This window comes from Pseudoalteromonas sp. SWN29 (genome assembly GCF_015864465.1).
GTDB lineage: Bacteria > Pseudomonadota > Gammaproteobacteria > Enterobacterales > Alteromonadaceae > Pseudoalteromonas.
Map to the genome: position 1 here is coordinate 60738 of NZ_JADYXE010000021.1, position 15662 is coordinate 76399.

The window sequence follows — 15662 nt, forward strand, 5'->3', positions numbered from 1 at the left end:
AATAAGAATCGTAGGGCTTAAGCATAATGAGTAGTTTTATGAAAATTTATAACTATATAGAGCAAACATTCTTTTTTACGTTAACGCGTAAAATAATCGGTAATTTAAGTTTTGTATTATTGTTCCAAGCAATTACGTTATTTTGGCTGCATCAGAGTTTAAGCGAACAACAGCAAAGTACAGGGCTATTTTGGCTGCTTACGCTTGTTATTATATCTGGTTTTATTTTTACTCTTTTTTATATGCGTTTTTTAATTGTTCGCCCTGTTACTGCTATGCGCGATACTTTGATAAAAATAAACCAACAAGATGCAAATTTAGCAGCAAAACTTCCCCACTTTTCGTATGACGAATTTAAAGATTTAAGTTCACAATATAATATATTTACTGCCCATTTAAGTGAGTTACTCAGCACAACATATAACAGTGCTCAAGCTAGTGCACACAGTAATATACAAGTCACTGAATCGATGAAAAATACTGAGCAATCAAGTGAGCAACAAATACAGTTAAGCCACAGTATTATTAATGCCAGTATGCAAATAACCCAAAGCTTACAAAACATAGTAAATAATACAGATAGCGTGCATAACGTTAATAATGAACACCTTAACTTTGTAAAACTATCTGCATCAGAGCTCGCAGCTTTAGTAAAGCAGGTTAAACTTATTACTAATATGCTAGGTAGCTTTTCAAATACAATTGCGGGACTGAAAGAGAACAGTGAAAACATTCGCAGTATTTTAAAAATGGTTGAAGAGTTTTCTGATCAAACCAATTTGTTAGCCCTTAACGCCGCAATAGAAGCAGCTAGAGCGGGTGAAGCTGGCAGAGGATTTGCCGTAGTTGCAGACGAAGTACGCACACTTTCAATAAAGGTAAGTGGCGCAACTAGGCAAATAAGCGACTTTATTACTCAAATGAATGAGCTAGTAAATGAAACAAATAAAGAGTCAGAGCAATTAATGACTCACTCCAATAATGCACAAAGCTCAATTAGTGCAACCTCCGAGGGTTTTACAAAAATGCTTAGTGAGTTTGAGCACAACCAACAGCAACTACAACAAATAGCCAGTGCTGTACATATGCTTGAGGGCACTCAAACTAATACTCACCAATCGGTAGAGCAAATAGTAGCTTTAGGTGAGCAAGCTAAACAGCAAATAGATACGGCATTAGCCGATAGCGAGCAATCTCAACAATTAAGCTTACAGACCCAACAACAGTTAAAGCGCTTCGTGCGCTAAGAAGCGTTTTCGGGCTCAGAGAAATATGGTAAATTACGCAGCTATTAATTTAAGTGTGTGAAGTGTGTGAGCAACCCTACCCCAGACTATGAAAAATTAGCCCTACAAATAAAAACCTGGGGGCAAGAGCTTGGTTTTAGCGAAGTAGGTATTACTGATATTGACCTATCTAAGCACGAAGCCCAATTGCAACGCTGGCTTGATGCTGGCTACCACGGCTCGATGGATTATATGGCTGCTCACGGCATGAAACGCGCTCGCCCTGCTGAATTAGTACCAGGTACACAGCGTGTTATATCGGTAAAAATGAATTATCTCCCTCCCGATGCTGGCTTTGCAAAAACCTTAAAAAATAAAGAAAAAGCATACATAAGTCGTTATGCACTGGGTCGTGATTACCATAAATTAATGCGTAATCGTTTAAAAAAACTTGGCCAAAAAATAGAGCAAGAAATTGGCGAATATGGCTTTAGGCCATTTGTAGATTCAGCCCCGGTACTTGAGCGTCAACTTGCCGAAAAAGCCGGTTTAGGGTGGCGTGGTAAGCATTCGTTATTAATTAATCAAGAAGCAGGATCGTGGTTTTTTTTAGGCGAACTATTTATTGATTTACCTCTACCAATAGATGCAGAGAACACGTTTGAAGGCTGCGGAAAATGTGTTGCTTGTATTACTCTTTGCCCAACAGGTGCAATTGTAGAGCCTTACGTTGTTGATGCACGTAAATGCATATCGTACTTAACGATAGAACACCAAGGCCCCATACCCGAACAATACCGAACTTTATTAGGCAACCGTATCTATGGTTGTGATGATTGCCAGTTGGTATGCCCTTGGAATCGTTATGGACAAATAACGGATGAAAATGATTTTCATCCTCGTACTCAATTAAAAAATAAAGATTTACTTGAGCTATTTGCTTGGGATGAGCCTACATTTTTAAAAAATACCGAAGGCAGCCCTATTCGCCGCATAGGTCACGAACGTTGGTTACGTAATATAGCGGTCGGTTTAGGTAATGCAGAGTTTAGCCCGGCTATTATTCATGCTTTACAAGATAAAAGCCAAATATCCAGCGAGCTTGTTTTAGAACATATTGAATGGGCGCTTGCTCAACAAAACGATAAACAACGATTACAAATTCGTAAAACGGCTAGGTTAATCAGAATCGTAGAAAAAGGCTTACCCAGAGATGCATAATGCAGTTGGAGTAAGCCTTAAAGTAACATTATTTAATTAAATATATTTAGCTCTTTAAAAGCAATGACAGGTCTTGCTCAATTTCAGCAAAAGCTGCTTTTACCTGTTTAACAGACTCCTCTCTGGCCACTGAGTTTTGGATAGTTTCATCTACTTTTTTATAAATAAACACCTCCTGATCTTCATCTAATCCCATTGATGGGATACGTTCTTCGAGCTCTTCTTGTAACTGTTTAAACACTTTTTCGTTGTTTTGACGGTTGTCATTCAATAAGCTAATTAAGCCATGAAACTTACTGTGAACTGTACTTGCTACGGCATTAAGTTTTGCTTGTTGTGATTCAAGCATTTTCTTAGTCATGATGGCGCGTAGTTGCTGCTCGGTAACACTGACAATAAAACATACGTGGTCGCGTATACGCCCGTGTTTATCTGGATCGTGATCAGGCATATTTAAAATAAGTAAGCTAATCAATTCATAGTTAACTAAAATTCGATGCGAAAATTCATGTAAACGCCCTTTGTTTTTAAGCATTTCAAATAGCTCCACCACAATAGGTGAACACACGCCGCTTAATGCAAAGTGACTAATTTCATCGTTCTCTCTAAACTCAACATTACTTTGCAAATCAAAAGATTGTAGGCAATCTATAAGCGCTTTACCTAGCTCTTGAGGGTCGTTAATAAAGCCTATGTTTTCAACGTAGTTAACTATCTGCCCCATTTCACTGCTGTTAGCCATGGCATTAAATGCAGTTGATGTAGCATCTTCAACTTGCTTTTCAAGGCTTTGTTTTTCAACGAGTACTTGGTTTAAATTTTTAAGCTTTGACTTAAGTTCATCATGGCCAAAGGGTTTTACAATATAGTCTTCTGCACCAACCGAGTAGCCTTCCATACGCTCTTCAACTGTGCCACGAGCAGACACAAACATAACAATAATGTGTGCTGTATTTGGGTTTGCTTTAAGTGCCTTACATACTTCATAGCCGTTCATTTGCGGCATACTTACGTCGAGCAATATAACCTGAGGCATATAGCCTTCAACCATGTTTAAACACTCAGGACCACTTGTTGCTACTTGTAATTCAAAATCAAGATCCTCTAAAATCTCCTCAATAATTTCAAGGTTAAAGGGTTCATCATCAACGGCAAGTATTTTAGTTAAGGCCATAATTTATCATCCATTCAAATTCTCAAAAAAAGTTACTTGGTATGCTAACTAGCAATTAATTACTGTGTTGTATTAATTGATCTTCAGCCAAATGATCATCTAGATTTATTTCTAATGGCACCTGTATAGATATAGTTGCACCACCATTTTCGTTGTTACGTGCAGTGATCTCACCTTGATGTAAAGACACAAACTCTCTACACAATGCAAGGCCCAATCCGGTACCACCGGCACCGCTATTTGTTTTGCTGCTTTGTACAAACTTAGTAAAAATATGTTCCAGCTCATCTTCTGGTATACCGACCCCATTATCGGTAACCTCTATGGTAGCAAATCGACTATCTGACTCTAAATTTATCTGTATTTTACTTTTTGGTTCACTAAATTTGAGTGCATTACCTAATACGTTTCGAAGTAACTGGTTTATTTGCTCTTCATCACACTGCGAAATTACAGGTAGCGGCTGCGCGGTGAATACAACCTCAATTTCTTTTTCCATTGCCGTACCAGATACATCATCAATACTTGTTTTTATAATGTTCGCTAAATTATATGGACGAGGATTAAATGGAAACTTACCCACATCAAGCTTAGATAGGTCGAGTAAATTATTTAGTAACGACAGTAAACGCTCACCACTACTCTCTATTCGCGATAGGTATTTAATTAGTTTCTCTTTTGCAAAATCTCCAGTTTCTAATTTGCTTAAACCAAAACGCGAAAAGCTTAAAATAGAGTGCATTGGTGTGCGAAGTTCATGCGACATGTTTGCTAAAAACTCTGATTTACTTAAGTTTGCAGCTTCAGCAATATTTTTTGCATGTTCAAGCTGTGAAGTACGCGCTCTTACTTGCTCTTCAAGGATATCTTTTGCTTCAAGTAGTAAATCTTCTTTTTGCTTAAGGTGGGTTACATTTTTAAATATTACGGCAAGTGCTATTTCACCATGGTGATCTATCTCATTAAAAGATCCCACTAACGGTATATAGCCCCCTGCAGTTTTAGATAAACGTAAGTCGCAGCTAAATTGGCGATTACTATTTAATGTCGAAATTTTATTTTTAATACCTAACGTTGAATCATCATCTAAAAAGCTAAATACTGATTTACCTTCTAGTTCGTTAAACGGTAAGTTAAATAGTTTTAAACAAGCATCATTAGCTTCTATCACTCTACCGCATTTCTCAAACAACATAATTGCATCAGGCGTATGCTTATAAATAACCTGAAGTAGGCTGTCTTTTTCAATCAGGGCATCAACCGTATCTTGTAGCCTTTCGACAAGTTCTGCGTTATGGCGTTTTAATAACTCTGTTTGCCACAGTTTATGTATTGATTGTAATAATGAGCTGTCGTTCAATGGCTTAATAAGTACGTCTTCTACACCTTGACGAATAGCTTCAATCATTGAAACTTGATCGGGACGTGAGGTAAATAATAAGCAACGGCAATGTGGTTGCATTATTTTTAAGTTTGAAAAAATTTCTAAACCGGTTCCGTCATCTAAAACAAAATCACTTATCAGTATATCGATTTTCTTTTCTTTCGTAATTTCTAAAGCTTCTGCAGAGGTGGTTGCTGTATGGGTCTCGATATGAGCACCAATCAAGCTGCTTTTCATTTTTTCGAGGCGCTCAGGAACATGATCGACGAGTAAAATAGCGGGTAATTGCAAAATATGATTAGAGCCTAATTCTAGTAGGCTCTCTAAAAGAGAAGTAATTTCTTTATTAGAAAAAAATGGGTAGATCACGGTTGCGTCAGGCGCAACATGATTTAGCTCACTAAACGCAGTTAGTTGCTCACCACTTTGTGCTTTTGGAGCAAGCAGCATAAAACGCTCTTGCGCTACTTGGCTAACAAGCGGTTTTATAGAATCAACAGGCACACCATGGGCAACAACAACTAAGTCGTAGTCGCCTATATTGGTATACATGTCTAGCATGCTGAAATGAATTAATTCGACTTCACATCCTATTAATTCTAAAAGCACTTTCACACGCATTGCGATGACACTGCTACTATCAACAATTAATATTTTTCGAATCATCAAGCTACACTTCAAATTAATAAACTTAATATGTTAATAGCGTAGACTATTTTTATTTAATTGGCATAAACCCTTCGTCTTATTTTGTAAAAAAATATTACAACATTATGAAAAATAATTTATTCCAGATGTTTTCCAAAAATAGTAAGGCTATACGCCTTATCATCCATTATGGCAACGCTTGGCAACTCACCCCATATTGCAAAATCAAAATGCTTAAACAATTTAACACTCGGTAAGTTATGACTAAAAATAAAGCCGAGTAATACTTTAATATTTAATTGCTTAGCTTGTGTTTGAGCAAATATCATTAGCTTTTTACCAAGCCCTTTACCTTGCGCTTTACTGGTAATGTAAATGCTCATTTCTACTGTGCCGTCGTAAGCTGGGCGCCCATAAAACGATTTATAACTTACCCAAGCAAGTACTTGGTTATTTTCGCAGTAAACGTAAATAGGCCTTTTATCGTTGTGGCTATTAAACCAGTCACGCTTTTCGTCAACGCTCACTTCTTGCGTATCTGCAGTTACCATTCGCCCTGCAATAGTTTCGTTGTAAATGGCTACAATTTCATTAAGATCATTAATAGTTGCTAAACGGATTGTCATAGGTCATTAGAGGGTTGATCAATTTGTTCCATATTAGCGTATGATTATCCAATCAAACAATCGTAAAGTTTAGGTAATGTAATGCTTAAAATAATTATAATAGGTTTAACGGCTTTACTTATTAATGCTCCCCTTCAAGCTCAAACACCATCAATCATAAATAAAACCTCTACACAGGACTGCCAAGATTTTACCAATGTAGATATACGAAAGCTTCGCTCAAAAGAATCTATTAACTTGTGCCAATTTAAAAATAAACCTTTGTTAATAGTAAACACGGCAAGTAATTGTGGTTTTACATATCAATTTAAAGGCCTTGAAGCGCTATATCAACAATACAAAGAGCAAGGTTTAGTCGTATTAGGGTTCCCCTCTGATGACTTTTTTCAAGAAGAAGACAATGAAAAAGAAACAGCGAAAGTATGCTTTGTAAATTATGGTGTAACTTTTCCCATGTTTGCCACCAGCAAAGTTCGTGGTAGCGAAGCAAGTCCAATTTTTAAATATTTGAATGAGCAAACTAGCTCTCCAAATTGGAACTTTTATAAATACTTAGTGTCTGCTGATCGTAAAACAGTTTTACGGTTTAACAGCAAAGTGGCACCTAATTCAGAGCAAATGATTACTGCAATTGAAACTGCGTTTTCTGATAAATAAGTTTATACTGGTACAATTAGTTGAAACTAACTAGAATGATATTTCAATTCGGTTAAAAAAACACCACACTATACTCGGGAGATTTTATGACAGTAGCAAGCGCACGACATATACTTGTAGACAGTGAAGCACAATGCTTAGACTTAAAAACAAAAATTGAGCAAGGCGAAGACTTTGCTGAACTAGCAAAAGCACATTCTAATTGTCCTTCAGGTCAGGATGGCGGTGCTCTTGGTGAGTTTGGCCCTGGTATGATGGTTCCAGAGTTTGATAAAGTTGTGTTTTCTGCGCCAATTAATCAAGTACAAGGCCCTGTGCAAACTCAATTTGGTTATCATTTACTTGAAGTTACTAGCCGTTCAGAATAAATTTAACTGTACTGTAAGTAACATTTGATAAAAGCCGCTTATGCGGCTTTTTTATGGAGTAATTATGCAATTAATTGGTTCTGTACCTTCACCTTACGTGCGCCGCATTAGAATTTGGGCACAACAAAACAGCTGCAAACTAGAGCTTGTAAGTCTCGATATATTTTCTGAGCAAGATCGCCCTACTATGGCCAGTAAAAATCCAGCTCGAAAAATCCCAATACTGGTAGATGGCGACTTAACTCTTAGTGACTCTAATTCTATATTGCGTTATTTACTTGAAAAAACAGGTCAGCCAAAACTAACGTGGCCTCAAGAGCACTTACTTACGACTATAAATGCTTGTAACGATTCGTTAGTAGAAATGGTGTTATGTAAACGTTCTGGATTTGACACCAAAAGCGATAAATTATTTTTTAATCTGCAAAACGAACGTATTGAACAAACATTAAGCTTTTTAAATACCCATTTAAGCGATGAAGAATTTAAAAGCTGTGAATACCTCAACATCAGTTTATACTGCCTGCTTGATTGGATTTGCTTTCGCGAATTAGCTGACTTTAGTCAGCATTCAGCGCTTGTTGCTTTTCATAAGCAATATGACGAGCGCCAAGCAGCAATAGACACCAATCCTCGTCACTAATTTAAAAGGGTAAACACATGAGCGATATCGAAATTGAATCACAACTAGTTAACTTCGTAGAAAAAGTACGTGTTAGCGAAGTAATTTGGGCACTTGGTGCAGAAGATAATGGCTTTGTAGTGTGCGATTCTAACCAATTTGACGAAACTGACGTACTACTGCTTTGGGAAAGTGAAGCAGCAGCTAAAGCACAGTGTAAAGAAGAGTGGAAAGATTACAGCCCAGTAGAAATCAACCTTGATGAATTTTTAGATGCATGGGTTGAAGACTTAAATGAAGATAACGCACTTGTTGGTATCAATTGGAATGACGACCAAGTATGTGCAGAAATTGAACCTACAGGTTTAGCTCGCGCATTGAGTGAATAATACTTTATACGCTTTACTCTAAAAGCGGATAAAACCCGACTAGCATCTACTGCTAGTTGGGTATAAAATAAAACACATCATTATTTTCAAGGTATTACGTTGAAAACCCATCTTGGTCGCCGGCCCTTTTCAGCCATGGAACTGCACACTCTTTATAATGGATATATATACGGTGATTTTAAAGTTGCACGAGAGCAACCAAAACACTGGCATTTTTGGCTCCCTTTAATTGCATATTATAGTGGTGCTTATAGCGATGAGATTGGTTATTTAACGCTTGATGATCTGTCCCTTGAAAAAAACGTCTTATGCTTTAATTTTCATACCCACGGTAAAATAAAACCTCGCTTAGTTCCTGTACATCAAGCACTTATAAATGCTGGATTTAATGAATATATAACGTTCATCAAATCGCAAAACCAATACAGATTAATGTTCGACTTACCTGCTAAAACTGGCAGATACAGTGAAAAAGTCCGTATTTGGTTTTCAGGGGAAGGTGAGCGAGCCGGTTATCTGCAAAAATGTGATATACCAAACGTTGATCAACTTGGTATGAAAACAGCAATAAGCAGTCTTCGTCTTAACTTTGAGCAACAAGTTCGTATATACGCCATACAAGCCAACTCTAAAGACGCATTTAATTACTTGATGGGTTTTAACGAGTATCCACACGATGTATTTAACGATACCCACTTATTAAATACCGTTGTCCAACAAATACGTATTATTAACTCACACTTGCATTGGCAACGCTTTATAGCACGCGAAAGCCACTGACAAACTTTGTTACTATTTCCCCTTAAAGTCACCGTTATAATCAATTACTCTATTTAAAAAAACTGTTAGGATATCTAACCCCCTAATTATATGAGCATAAAAAAGCCTATTTAGGGTCGTTTCTAACAACAACAATCTAGGGATCACTATGTTTCTTAAAAGCCTCTTAACAGTGAGCGTTGCTTTGGCAATGGGTGCTGCAAACGCTAACGAATTCGTTATTGAAAAACTCGCAAAACCAAGTTCACAAAAGGTGTCGTTAACACTCGACCCTAGCCAAGATACATTTACAGGGATGACAGAGATTTCCCTAGAAGTACTAAAACCAACAAAATACATTGAGTTAAATGGCGTAGCTTACGCTGTTAAAATGGCGCAACTGCTTGGTGAAGAAAACTGTGATTTAAACAACGAAATGCTTAAAACGGGCAAAGTTAAATTTAGTTGTGATGAGCAAATTCAACCGGGTAAATACACACTTAAAGTTGATTTTTCAGCGCCGTATAACCGTCAAAGCGTTGGTTTATACAAAACATTAGACCAAGGCACTCCTTACTTATTTACTCAATTTGAAATGAGTGATGCACGCCGTGCATTTCCTGTTTTTGACGAGCCAAGTTACAAAATTCCATTTCAGTTAACGATTACTGCGCCTACATCACAAAAAGTATATTCAAATACGCCAGAGTTAAAAACAACAGTTAATGGCGATATGACCACACACTTTTTTGATAAAACACCGCCAATCCCTTCATACCTAGTAGCGATGGCTGTTGGCCCGTTTGAAGAATTAGAAATTAAAGGCATGCCAATTCCTGGTCGTGTAATTACCCCTCAAGGTAAAATTCACTTAGCCCAATACGCAAAAGAAAACATTCCAAAAGTACTGGGCGCACTTGAAGCGTATTTTGGTATTCCTTACGTTTACAAAAAATTAGACTCAGTAGCAGTGCCAGAGTTTCCATTCGGCGCAATGGAAAATTCAGGCTTAGTAACCTACAGAGAAGATATTTTATTAGTTGATTTAGCTGCCGCTACACGCAGTAAAAAACAGCGTAATGTATCTATTATTGCCCACGAACTGGCTCACCAATGGTACGGTAACTTAGTAACCATGAAATGGTGGAACGACTTATGGTTAAACGAAGCGTTTGCTAGCTGGATGGCTGCAAAAATCACTAAGCAGCTTAACCCTGAGTTTGAATCGCACTTAGACTTACCACAAAACAACGTAATGGCACTTGATGCACGTTTAAGCACCAAGCCTATTCGTAAGCCAATTAAAACCGAAGCCGACATTATGGACGGTTTAGGTCTTGCTTACAGTAAAGGTAGCTCAGTACTAGCTATGGTCGAAAATTGGATTGGCGAAGACGCTTTCCAAAAAGGTATTCAAAGCTACTTAAAAGAGTTTTCGTATAAAAATGCTGAAGCGGCAGATTTATGGGAAGCACTTGGCAAAGCATCAAACAAAGATGTTGCGAGTGTTTTAAAATCGTTTATTGAACAGTCTTCTTTCCCACTAGTTAAAGTAACTCAACAAGGTAGCAAAGTAACTATTTCACAAAGCCGCTTTGTAAATGCAGGCGTTGATGCGCCAGAGCAGTTATGGAATGTACCGGTTGCAATTAAATATGGTGCTGGCGATAAAGTAAAAACAGCAAATGTATTACTTAATAAACAAAGCCAAACGCTAGACTTAGACTTTGAGCCAGAATGGATTTATCCAGATCAGGGTGCACTAGGCTACTACCGCTGGGTAATGGATGACGCACAATTTAGCGCACTTGTTAAAAAGGCGCCAAGCGTACTGAGTGACCGTGAACGCTTAGCGTTGTTATCGGCTACTGATGCACTACTTGACGCTGGTGTTATATCTGCTGCTAAGTTAATGCAAACACTTGAAGTGTTCGTAAGCGATAGCCACCCTCGCGTAGCAAATACAGCGCTAGGTTACTTAGTATCGCAACAACGTACTTTTAAAGACGATAGCAATAAAGACCTATGGCCTGAATTTATTCGTAATGCAGTAACGCCTGCAGCTAAAAAATATGGTTTAGAAGCTAAAGCGGGAGAAGACGGAGCTATTGCACAACTTCGTGCGGCCGTTGTATCACGCTTAGGTTTTGATGGTGAAGATCAAAACGTAATCAGCAAAGCGAAAGAACAAACACAAGTTTATTTAAATGATCCACAAAAAGTAGACCCTTACTTAGCCGGTACGTACTTAACTCTTGCTGCTTTTCATGGTGACAAAGCGCTGCTTGATCAATTCATGACAACGTTTAAAACAACGAAAGATCCACAAGTACGCACTAACATGCTTGCTGCAATGGGCTTTTTTGGCAAACCTGAATTACAAAAAGCGGTATTAACTTATAGCTTAACGGATGAAGTAACTGCCTCTGACATGCGTACTATTTTGTCAGGTCAAAGTTATACAGATGAGCGCCAAGCGTTATTTATTGACTGGGTTTACAGTAACTACGATAAAGTAACAGCAAGCTTACCGCCTTTCTTTATTCCTAACTTACCGTACTTTACAACGGCGAGTTGTAATGCAGAAAGCTTAGCTAAAACAAAGACCTTTTTTAACGAAAAAGTAGCTGATGTAGCCGGTTACGCTCGTACATTAAGTAAGCTTGAAGAAAGCACAAACGATTGTATCGCGCTTAAAACACGTGAACTAGAATCGGTTAATAGCTTCTTAAAAAGTAAGTAACCCTTAGGTTTATTAAGCTATAAAAACACAAAAGCCGCTGAATATAAATTCAGCGGCTTTTTACGTTTATATTTACGTTTATATTTTTGCTTTATTAATTACCAATAATCATCGTTAGCTTAGCAATAAAGTCTTTTGCTGCTTGCTCAGAGTTTATTTTAAATGCCACACCGTAGTGAATAGGCTGAGCACTTTTAAAAATACGTGTAGGAAAGCGTGTCATCTCGCTGCTATGAAAGTAGCCTTGCGCACGCGTTACGCCATCAATATCACTAAAGTCATCGCTAAACACCTCAAATGCTGGGCGAATTACTATTTTACCCTTGCCGCTTTCGCTGTGGGTATAAAATGCTTCTTTAGAGTTTACTAACATGTACTCTGCAATATTTTTAATCTTAAAATTACTTCTACACTGTAATTTAATGAGCTGTTCTGTCAGCTCGTCTGCACTATAAGCCACGTGTAATCCCTATTAGTTAATTTGCGTATTAGATTAACGCATACACACAATAAAATCTGAATTTATTTGTCTGCTTTACTGCGTTATATCACATACAAAAGCGAGTTTTTCATTGTTGTAACTCATTCTTGTTATATTTGTTTCGCAGTAGGTGCTTAAATTAAGCCATTGCGATACTTCATTACTTCCATCAAGTTTACGCTGATAAACGCGGTTTTTAATAGCATAAGCGATAGTTGCATCATCTTTCAAAATAAAATCTTGAACTTGAGCAGGTAACCTTAGTAGGTCTTCAACTTGTTTATCCTGTGGATTAAAACTCGCTAAAATATGTTGCTCGTTTTTAGTGTAACTAAATAAAAATGCAGCTGTAGAGTTGTTATAAATAAGCGTTCGGCCAATATTACTGGCAGCTATTTTCCCCTTAGCTTGTGCAACAGAAGTATATTGAAGAGTGTGAGGCTTTCCTAAAATAAACATTACTAAATCATTTTGAACACCCCATGCATGGTACCCAACAGGTTCAATCCAATCAAAAATACGACTTGGCGCATCTTCGCTTTTGAGTGGGTATTGCCACAGTTTTTGCTTACCATCTGCCTCTACAACAATCGCTGATACTGCATCACCACTTGGCATAACCGTTGGTGAATATTCGCTTACGGGAGAGTTACTGATATTAATAACTTTTTTTGATGTTAAATCGTAATAAGCAATATCGGTTTGGCTTTGCTCACCTGCAGTCACCTCATGAGTAAAGTATAAACCTGTACTTGTTAAGTGCGGTTGGTTGTTATAACTGTTTTTATCACTCACTATATTAACTTGTACCCCATAAGGCGTATTTAAATCAGCAAGCAATACTTGGCTTTTTGGCATGCTAGCCTGCGCCATAATTGGGCTAAGCGCTGCTATAGAAAATATCCCAAGTAATGGTTTAATAAGTTTCATGCTTTCTCTCGTTTTAATTTTAAGCACCTCATGATAACGTTATTTGCTGATGACGTCACTTGAGCTAAGTCAGTCAACTCTTAAGATACCCAAACGGCTTAAAATAATGTTAAGTTTAGTCTGGTTATAAAACCTGGTCCTAAAAAAGAGAATTAACATGTCAGCTAAAAATCCTATTATTGCGATTACGGGTTCGTCTGGTGCGGGTACAACCACCACAACCAATGCAATTAAACATATTTTCCGTAGCCTTAATATTGAAGCGGCTTTTATCGAAGGAGATAGCTTTCATCGTTACACTCGCCCTGAAATGGATAAAAAAGTACGTGAAGCACAACAAGAAAATAAACACATTAGTTACTTTGGCCGAGAAGCAAATGACTTTGGTGCTTTAGAAGCGTTGTTTGAAAACTATAGTGAAACAGGCCAAGGTAAGTTACGCCGATACTTACACACCTTTGATGAAGCCGTTCCATACAATCAATTACCGGGTACATTTACTCCTTGGCAAGACCTTGATAGTAATACTGATATTTTGTTTTATGAAGGGTTACACGGCGGCGTAGTTGATCAAGATGTAGACGTTGCAAAGCATGTCGATTTATTAATAGGCATGGTTCCAATTATTAACCTTGAGTGGATTCAAAAATTAATACGCGATACATCCGAACGAGGCCATTCTCGCGAAGCGGTTATGGGCTCTATTGTGCGCAGTATGGATGACTATATAAATCATATTACCCCGCAGTTTTCTCGTACCCATATTAATTTTCAACGCGTGCCTACTGTTGATACATCAAACCCATTTAGCGCAAAAGACATTCCATCGCTTGATGAAAGCTTTGTTGTTATCCGCTTTAGGGGAATTGAAGATGTTGATTTTCCTTATTATTTGCGCATGATTGAAGGCAGTTTTATGTCTCGTATTAATACGCTTGTAGTACCAGGCGGCAAAATGGGCTTGGCTATGGAGCTTGTGCTTACCCCATTAATTAAAGATATTATTTTGAAAAAGCGTGCACTGGAAAACCTAGCACCACTCGATTTACCTATTTGATTACCGACTCTTTTTTGTTAAAGCTAACTCACGTACACTGCTGATTTTGCTCAAGGTGAGATCAGCATGCCACAACAATTAAAAATTATTGTCGGTTCTAAAAATCCTGTAAAAATAAATGCCGCTAAACATATTTTTACTATGTATTTTCCAGAATGTATCATTGACTGTGAAGGTGTGAATGCTCTCTCAGGCGTGCCTGATCAACCTATTGGTGAAGACGAAACCCGAATTGGCGCTCAAAATCGAGTGAATTACTGTAAAACTCACCATCAGGCTGACTATTATGTAGCCATGGAGGGCGGTGCAGAGCAATTTAGCTATGGGCCTGCAACATTTGCTTATGTTGTTATTGATAATGCCTTAAATCAAGTTGTAGGGCGTAGCAGCAACCTTCCTCTACCCCAAGTACTTTATAATGCATTACTTAAAGGTGAAGAACTTGGCGATGTAATGGACAAAGCATTTAATACCACCAACGTTAAACAAAAAGGTGGCGCTATTGGTCTACTTACCAACAATCATGCCACGCGCGAAAGTACCTATACACAAGCACTCACTTTAGCTATGGCGCCTTTTCTACACGCAGAGCTTTACAGCCAAACAAATTAATTTAGGAAGTTTAATGAAATACAATTATGTATTGTTTGATGCAGACGAGACCTTATTTAGGTTTGATATTTTAGCGGGCATGACTCGCATGTTTAAAGCTTATGGTGTCAATTTTAGCCAAGACGATTATATTCATTATCAAAAGACCAATAAGCAACTGTGGGTGGATTATCAAAACGGTTCTATAACTGCTGATTATTTACAAGTAACTCGTTTTAATGAATGGGCTGCAAAACTAAATGTGCCAGCAAAAGAGCTAAACGATGCATTTTTAGATGCTATGGCACAAATTTGCGAGCCATTACCTGGTGCGATTGAGCTTTTAAATAAGCTTAAGCCAAATGCTAAGTTAGGTATTATTACTAATGGATTTGCGCGATTACAAACCGTACGCCTTGAGCACACTGGCTTAAAAGATATGTTTGAATGGTTAGTTATATCTGAACTTGTAGGTATAGCAAAACCGAATAAAGCTATTTTTGAGCACACATTTGAGCTAATGGGTAACCCAGATAAAAGCGAAATACTTATGGTAGGTGATACTGCTGCAAGTGACATACTTGGCGGCAACAATGTAGGTATTGATACTTGCTGGTTACAGCATCCTGGTGAGCAATTAGCCGACGGAATAAAGCCAACTTATACCGTAACTAGTTTAAATCAGTTACAAGCTCTTTTAGAGTTATAACTGACATTGATCAGACCAATATCAAAAATTTCTATTTAATTTAAGCGCTTAAACCTCCTTAATTTGATAAAATAACA

General features: G+C 37.7%; 16 protein-coding genes. 11 read left to right on the forward strand and 5 right to left on the reverse strand.

Going from position 1 to position 15662, the window contains the following annotated elements:
- The first annotated feature begins 26 nt into the window (after window positions 1-26).
- Both I6F53_RS09945 and queG read left to right on the forward strand, forming a co-directional pair.
- The gene (locus tag I6F53_RS09945; RefSeq protein ID WP_197118619.1) at window positions 27-1247 is read left to right on the forward strand and encodes a methyl-accepting chemotaxis protein; all 1221 of its coding nucleotides are present in this window, start codon (window positions 27-29) and stop codon (window positions 1245-1247) included.
- A 66-nt stretch (window positions 1248-1313) separates the two neighbouring features.
- Entirely contained in the window at window positions 1314-2447 is a 1134-nt protein-coding gene (queG, locus tag I6F53_RS09950; protein WP_121955309.1) for a tRNA epoxyqueuosine(34) reductase QueG, read from the forward strand.
- 46 nt (window positions 2448-2493) lie between these two features.
- Here the strand turns inward: queG and I6F53_RS09955 are convergent, their stop codons facing one another.
- The 3 genes from I6F53_RS09955 to I6F53_RS09965 form a co-directional block, all read right to left on the reverse strand.
- On the reverse strand, window positions 2494-3621 hold the full coding sequence (locus I6F53_RS09955; RefSeq protein WP_165727670.1) for a response regulator: 1128 nt from the start codon (window positions 3619-3621) through the stop codon (window positions 2494-2496).
- Window positions 3622-3676: 55 nt separating this feature from the next.
- Window positions 3677-5671 carry a hybrid sensor histidine kinase/response regulator gene (locus I6F53_RS09960; protein WP_197175397.1) on the reverse strand — a complete coding sequence of 665 codons (1995 nt, stop codon included), beginning with the start codon at window positions 5669-5671 and terminating at the stop codon, window positions 3677-3679.
- A 119-nt stretch (window positions 5672-5790) separates the two neighbouring features.
- Complete coding sequence (locus I6F53_RS09965) at window positions 5791-6279, reverse strand: GNAT family N-acetyltransferase (RefSeq protein WP_007579917.1); 489 nt, start codon at window positions 6277-6279, stop codon at window positions 5791-5793.
- An 81-nt stretch (window positions 6280-6360) separates the two neighbouring features.
- Here I6F53_RS09965 and I6F53_RS09970 point away from each other — a divergent pair, with 81 nt between their 5' ends.
- The 6 genes from I6F53_RS09970 (at window position 6361) to I6F53_RS09995 (ending at window position 11817) form a co-directional block, all read left to right on the forward strand.
- Window positions 6361-6936 carry a glutathione peroxidase gene (locus tag I6F53_RS09970; RefSeq protein ID WP_197239416.1) on the forward strand — a complete coding sequence of 192 codons (576 nt, stop codon included), beginning with the start codon at window positions 6361-6363 and terminating at the stop codon, window positions 6934-6936.
- Window positions 6937-7022: 86 nt separating this feature from the next.
- Entirely contained in the window at window positions 7023-7304 is a 282-nt protein-coding gene (locus tag I6F53_RS09975) for a peptidylprolyl isomerase (protein ID WP_002958009.1), read from the forward strand.
- Window positions 7305-7368: 64 nt separating this feature from the next.
- Window positions 7369-7947: a glutathione S-transferase family protein gene (locus I6F53_RS09980; protein ID WP_007579913.1), complete on the forward strand. Its 579-nt coding sequence runs from the start codon at window positions 7369-7371 to the stop codon at window positions 7945-7947.
- Window positions 7948-7964: 17 nt separating this feature from the next.
- Entirely contained in the window at window positions 7965-8315 is a 351-nt protein-coding gene (locus tag I6F53_RS09985) for a DUF2750 domain-containing protein (protein ID WP_007579911.1), read from the forward strand.
- Window positions 8316-8414: 99 nt separating this feature from the next.
- On the forward strand, window positions 8415-9095 hold the full coding sequence (locus I6F53_RS09990; protein ID WP_197239417.1) for a hypothetical protein: 681 nt from the start codon (window positions 8415-8417) through the stop codon (window positions 9093-9095).
- 148 nt (window positions 9096-9243) lie between these two features.
- Window positions 9244-11817, forward strand: a complete 2574-nt coding sequence (locus I6F53_RS09995) for a M1 family metallopeptidase (RefSeq protein WP_197239418.1) — start codon at window positions 9244-9246, stop codon at window positions 11815-11817.
- Window positions 11818-11911: 94 nt separating this feature from the next.
- Here the strand turns inward: I6F53_RS09995 and I6F53_RS10000 are convergent, their stop codons facing one another.
- Together I6F53_RS10000 and I6F53_RS10005 are read right to left on the reverse strand one after the other, a co-directional pair.
- Window positions 11912-12277, reverse strand: a complete 366-nt coding sequence (locus I6F53_RS10000) for a hypothetical protein (protein WP_007579906.1) — start codon at window positions 12275-12277, stop codon at window positions 11912-11914.
- Between the two features lie 75 nt (window positions 12278-12352).
- Window positions 12353-13228, reverse strand: coding sequence for a hypothetical protein (locus I6F53_RS10005; protein ID WP_197239419.1), 876 nt, complete (start codon window positions 13226-13228; stop codon window positions 12353-12355).
- A gap of 157 nt (window positions 13229-13385) precedes the next feature.
- Here I6F53_RS10005 and I6F53_RS10010 point away from each other — a divergent pair, with 157 nt between their 5' ends.
- From I6F53_RS10010 to yjjG, 3 genes are all read left to right on the forward strand, one after another.
- Window positions 13386-14285 (forward strand): phosphoribulokinase, encoded by a 900-nt coding sequence (locus I6F53_RS10010; protein ID WP_165739829.1) that lies wholly within the window; start codon window positions 13386-13388, stop codon window positions 14283-14285.
- 66 nt (window positions 14286-14351) lie between these two features.
- The gene (yjjX, locus tag I6F53_RS10015) at window positions 14352-14897 is read left to right on the forward strand and encodes an inosine/xanthosine triphosphatase (protein WP_197239420.1); all 546 of its coding nucleotides are present in this window, start codon (window positions 14352-14354) and stop codon (window positions 14895-14897) included.
- A gap of 13 nt (window positions 14898-14910) precedes the next feature.
- A complete protein-coding gene (yjjG, locus tag I6F53_RS10020; RefSeq protein WP_197179398.1) occupies window positions 14911-15585 on the forward strand; it encodes a pyrimidine 5'-nucleotidase in 675 nt (224 codons plus the stop codon).
- Window positions 15586-15662: the final 77 nt, after the last annotated feature.

What these genes read in the sequence shown, in the direction of transcription:
- I6F53_RS10005 (WP_197239419.1), bottom strand. Translation starts at nt 13,228, where the DNA reads ATGAAACTTATTAAACCATTACTTGGGATATTTTCTATAGCAGCGCTT.
- I6F53_RS09970 (WP_197239416.1), top strand. Translation starts at nt 6,361, where the DNA reads ATGCTTAAAATAATTATAATAGGTTTAACGGCTTTACTTATTAATGCT.
- I6F53_RS09980 (WP_007579913.1), top strand. Translation starts at nt 7,369, where the DNA reads ATGCAATTAATTGGTTCTGTACCTTCACCTTACGTGCGCCGCATTAGA.
- yjjG (WP_197179398.1), top strand. Translation starts at nt 14,911, where the DNA reads ATGAAATACAATTATGTATTGTTTGATGCAGACGAGACCTTATTTAGG.
- I6F53_RS09995 (WP_197239418.1), top strand. Translation starts at nt 9,244, where the DNA reads ATGTTTCTTAAAAGCCTCTTAACAGTGAGCGTTGCTTTGGCAATGGGT.
- I6F53_RS09985 (WP_007579911.1), top strand. Translation starts at nt 7,965, where the DNA reads ATGAGCGATATCGAAATTGAATCACAACTAGTTAACTTCGTAGAAAAA.
- I6F53_RS09965 (WP_007579917.1), bottom strand. Translation starts at nt 6,279, where the DNA reads ATGACAATCCGTTTAGCAACTATTAATGATCTTAATGAAATTGTAGCC.
- I6F53_RS09945 (WP_197118619.1), top strand. Translation starts at nt 27, where the DNA reads ATGAGTAGTTTTATGAAAATTTATAACTATATAGAGCAAACATTCTTT.
- I6F53_RS09955 (WP_165727670.1), bottom strand. Translation starts at nt 3,621, where the DNA reads ATGGCCTTAACTAAAATACTTGCCGTTGATGATGAACCCTTTAACCTT.
- I6F53_RS09960 (WP_197175397.1), bottom strand. Translation starts at nt 5,671, where the DNA reads ATGATTCGAAAAATATTAATTGTTGATAGTAGCAGTGTCATCGCAATG.
- I6F53_RS10010 (WP_165739829.1), top strand. Translation starts at nt 13,386, where the DNA reads ATGTCAGCTAAAAATCCTATTATTGCGATTACGGGTTCGTCTGGTGCG.
- I6F53_RS09975 (WP_002958009.1), top strand. Translation starts at nt 7,023, where the DNA reads ATGACAGTAGCAAGCGCACGACATATACTTGTAGACAGTGAAGCACAA.
- yjjX (WP_197239420.1), top strand. Translation starts at nt 14,352, where the DNA reads ATGCCACAACAATTAAAAATTATTGTCGGTTCTAAAAATCCTGTAAAA.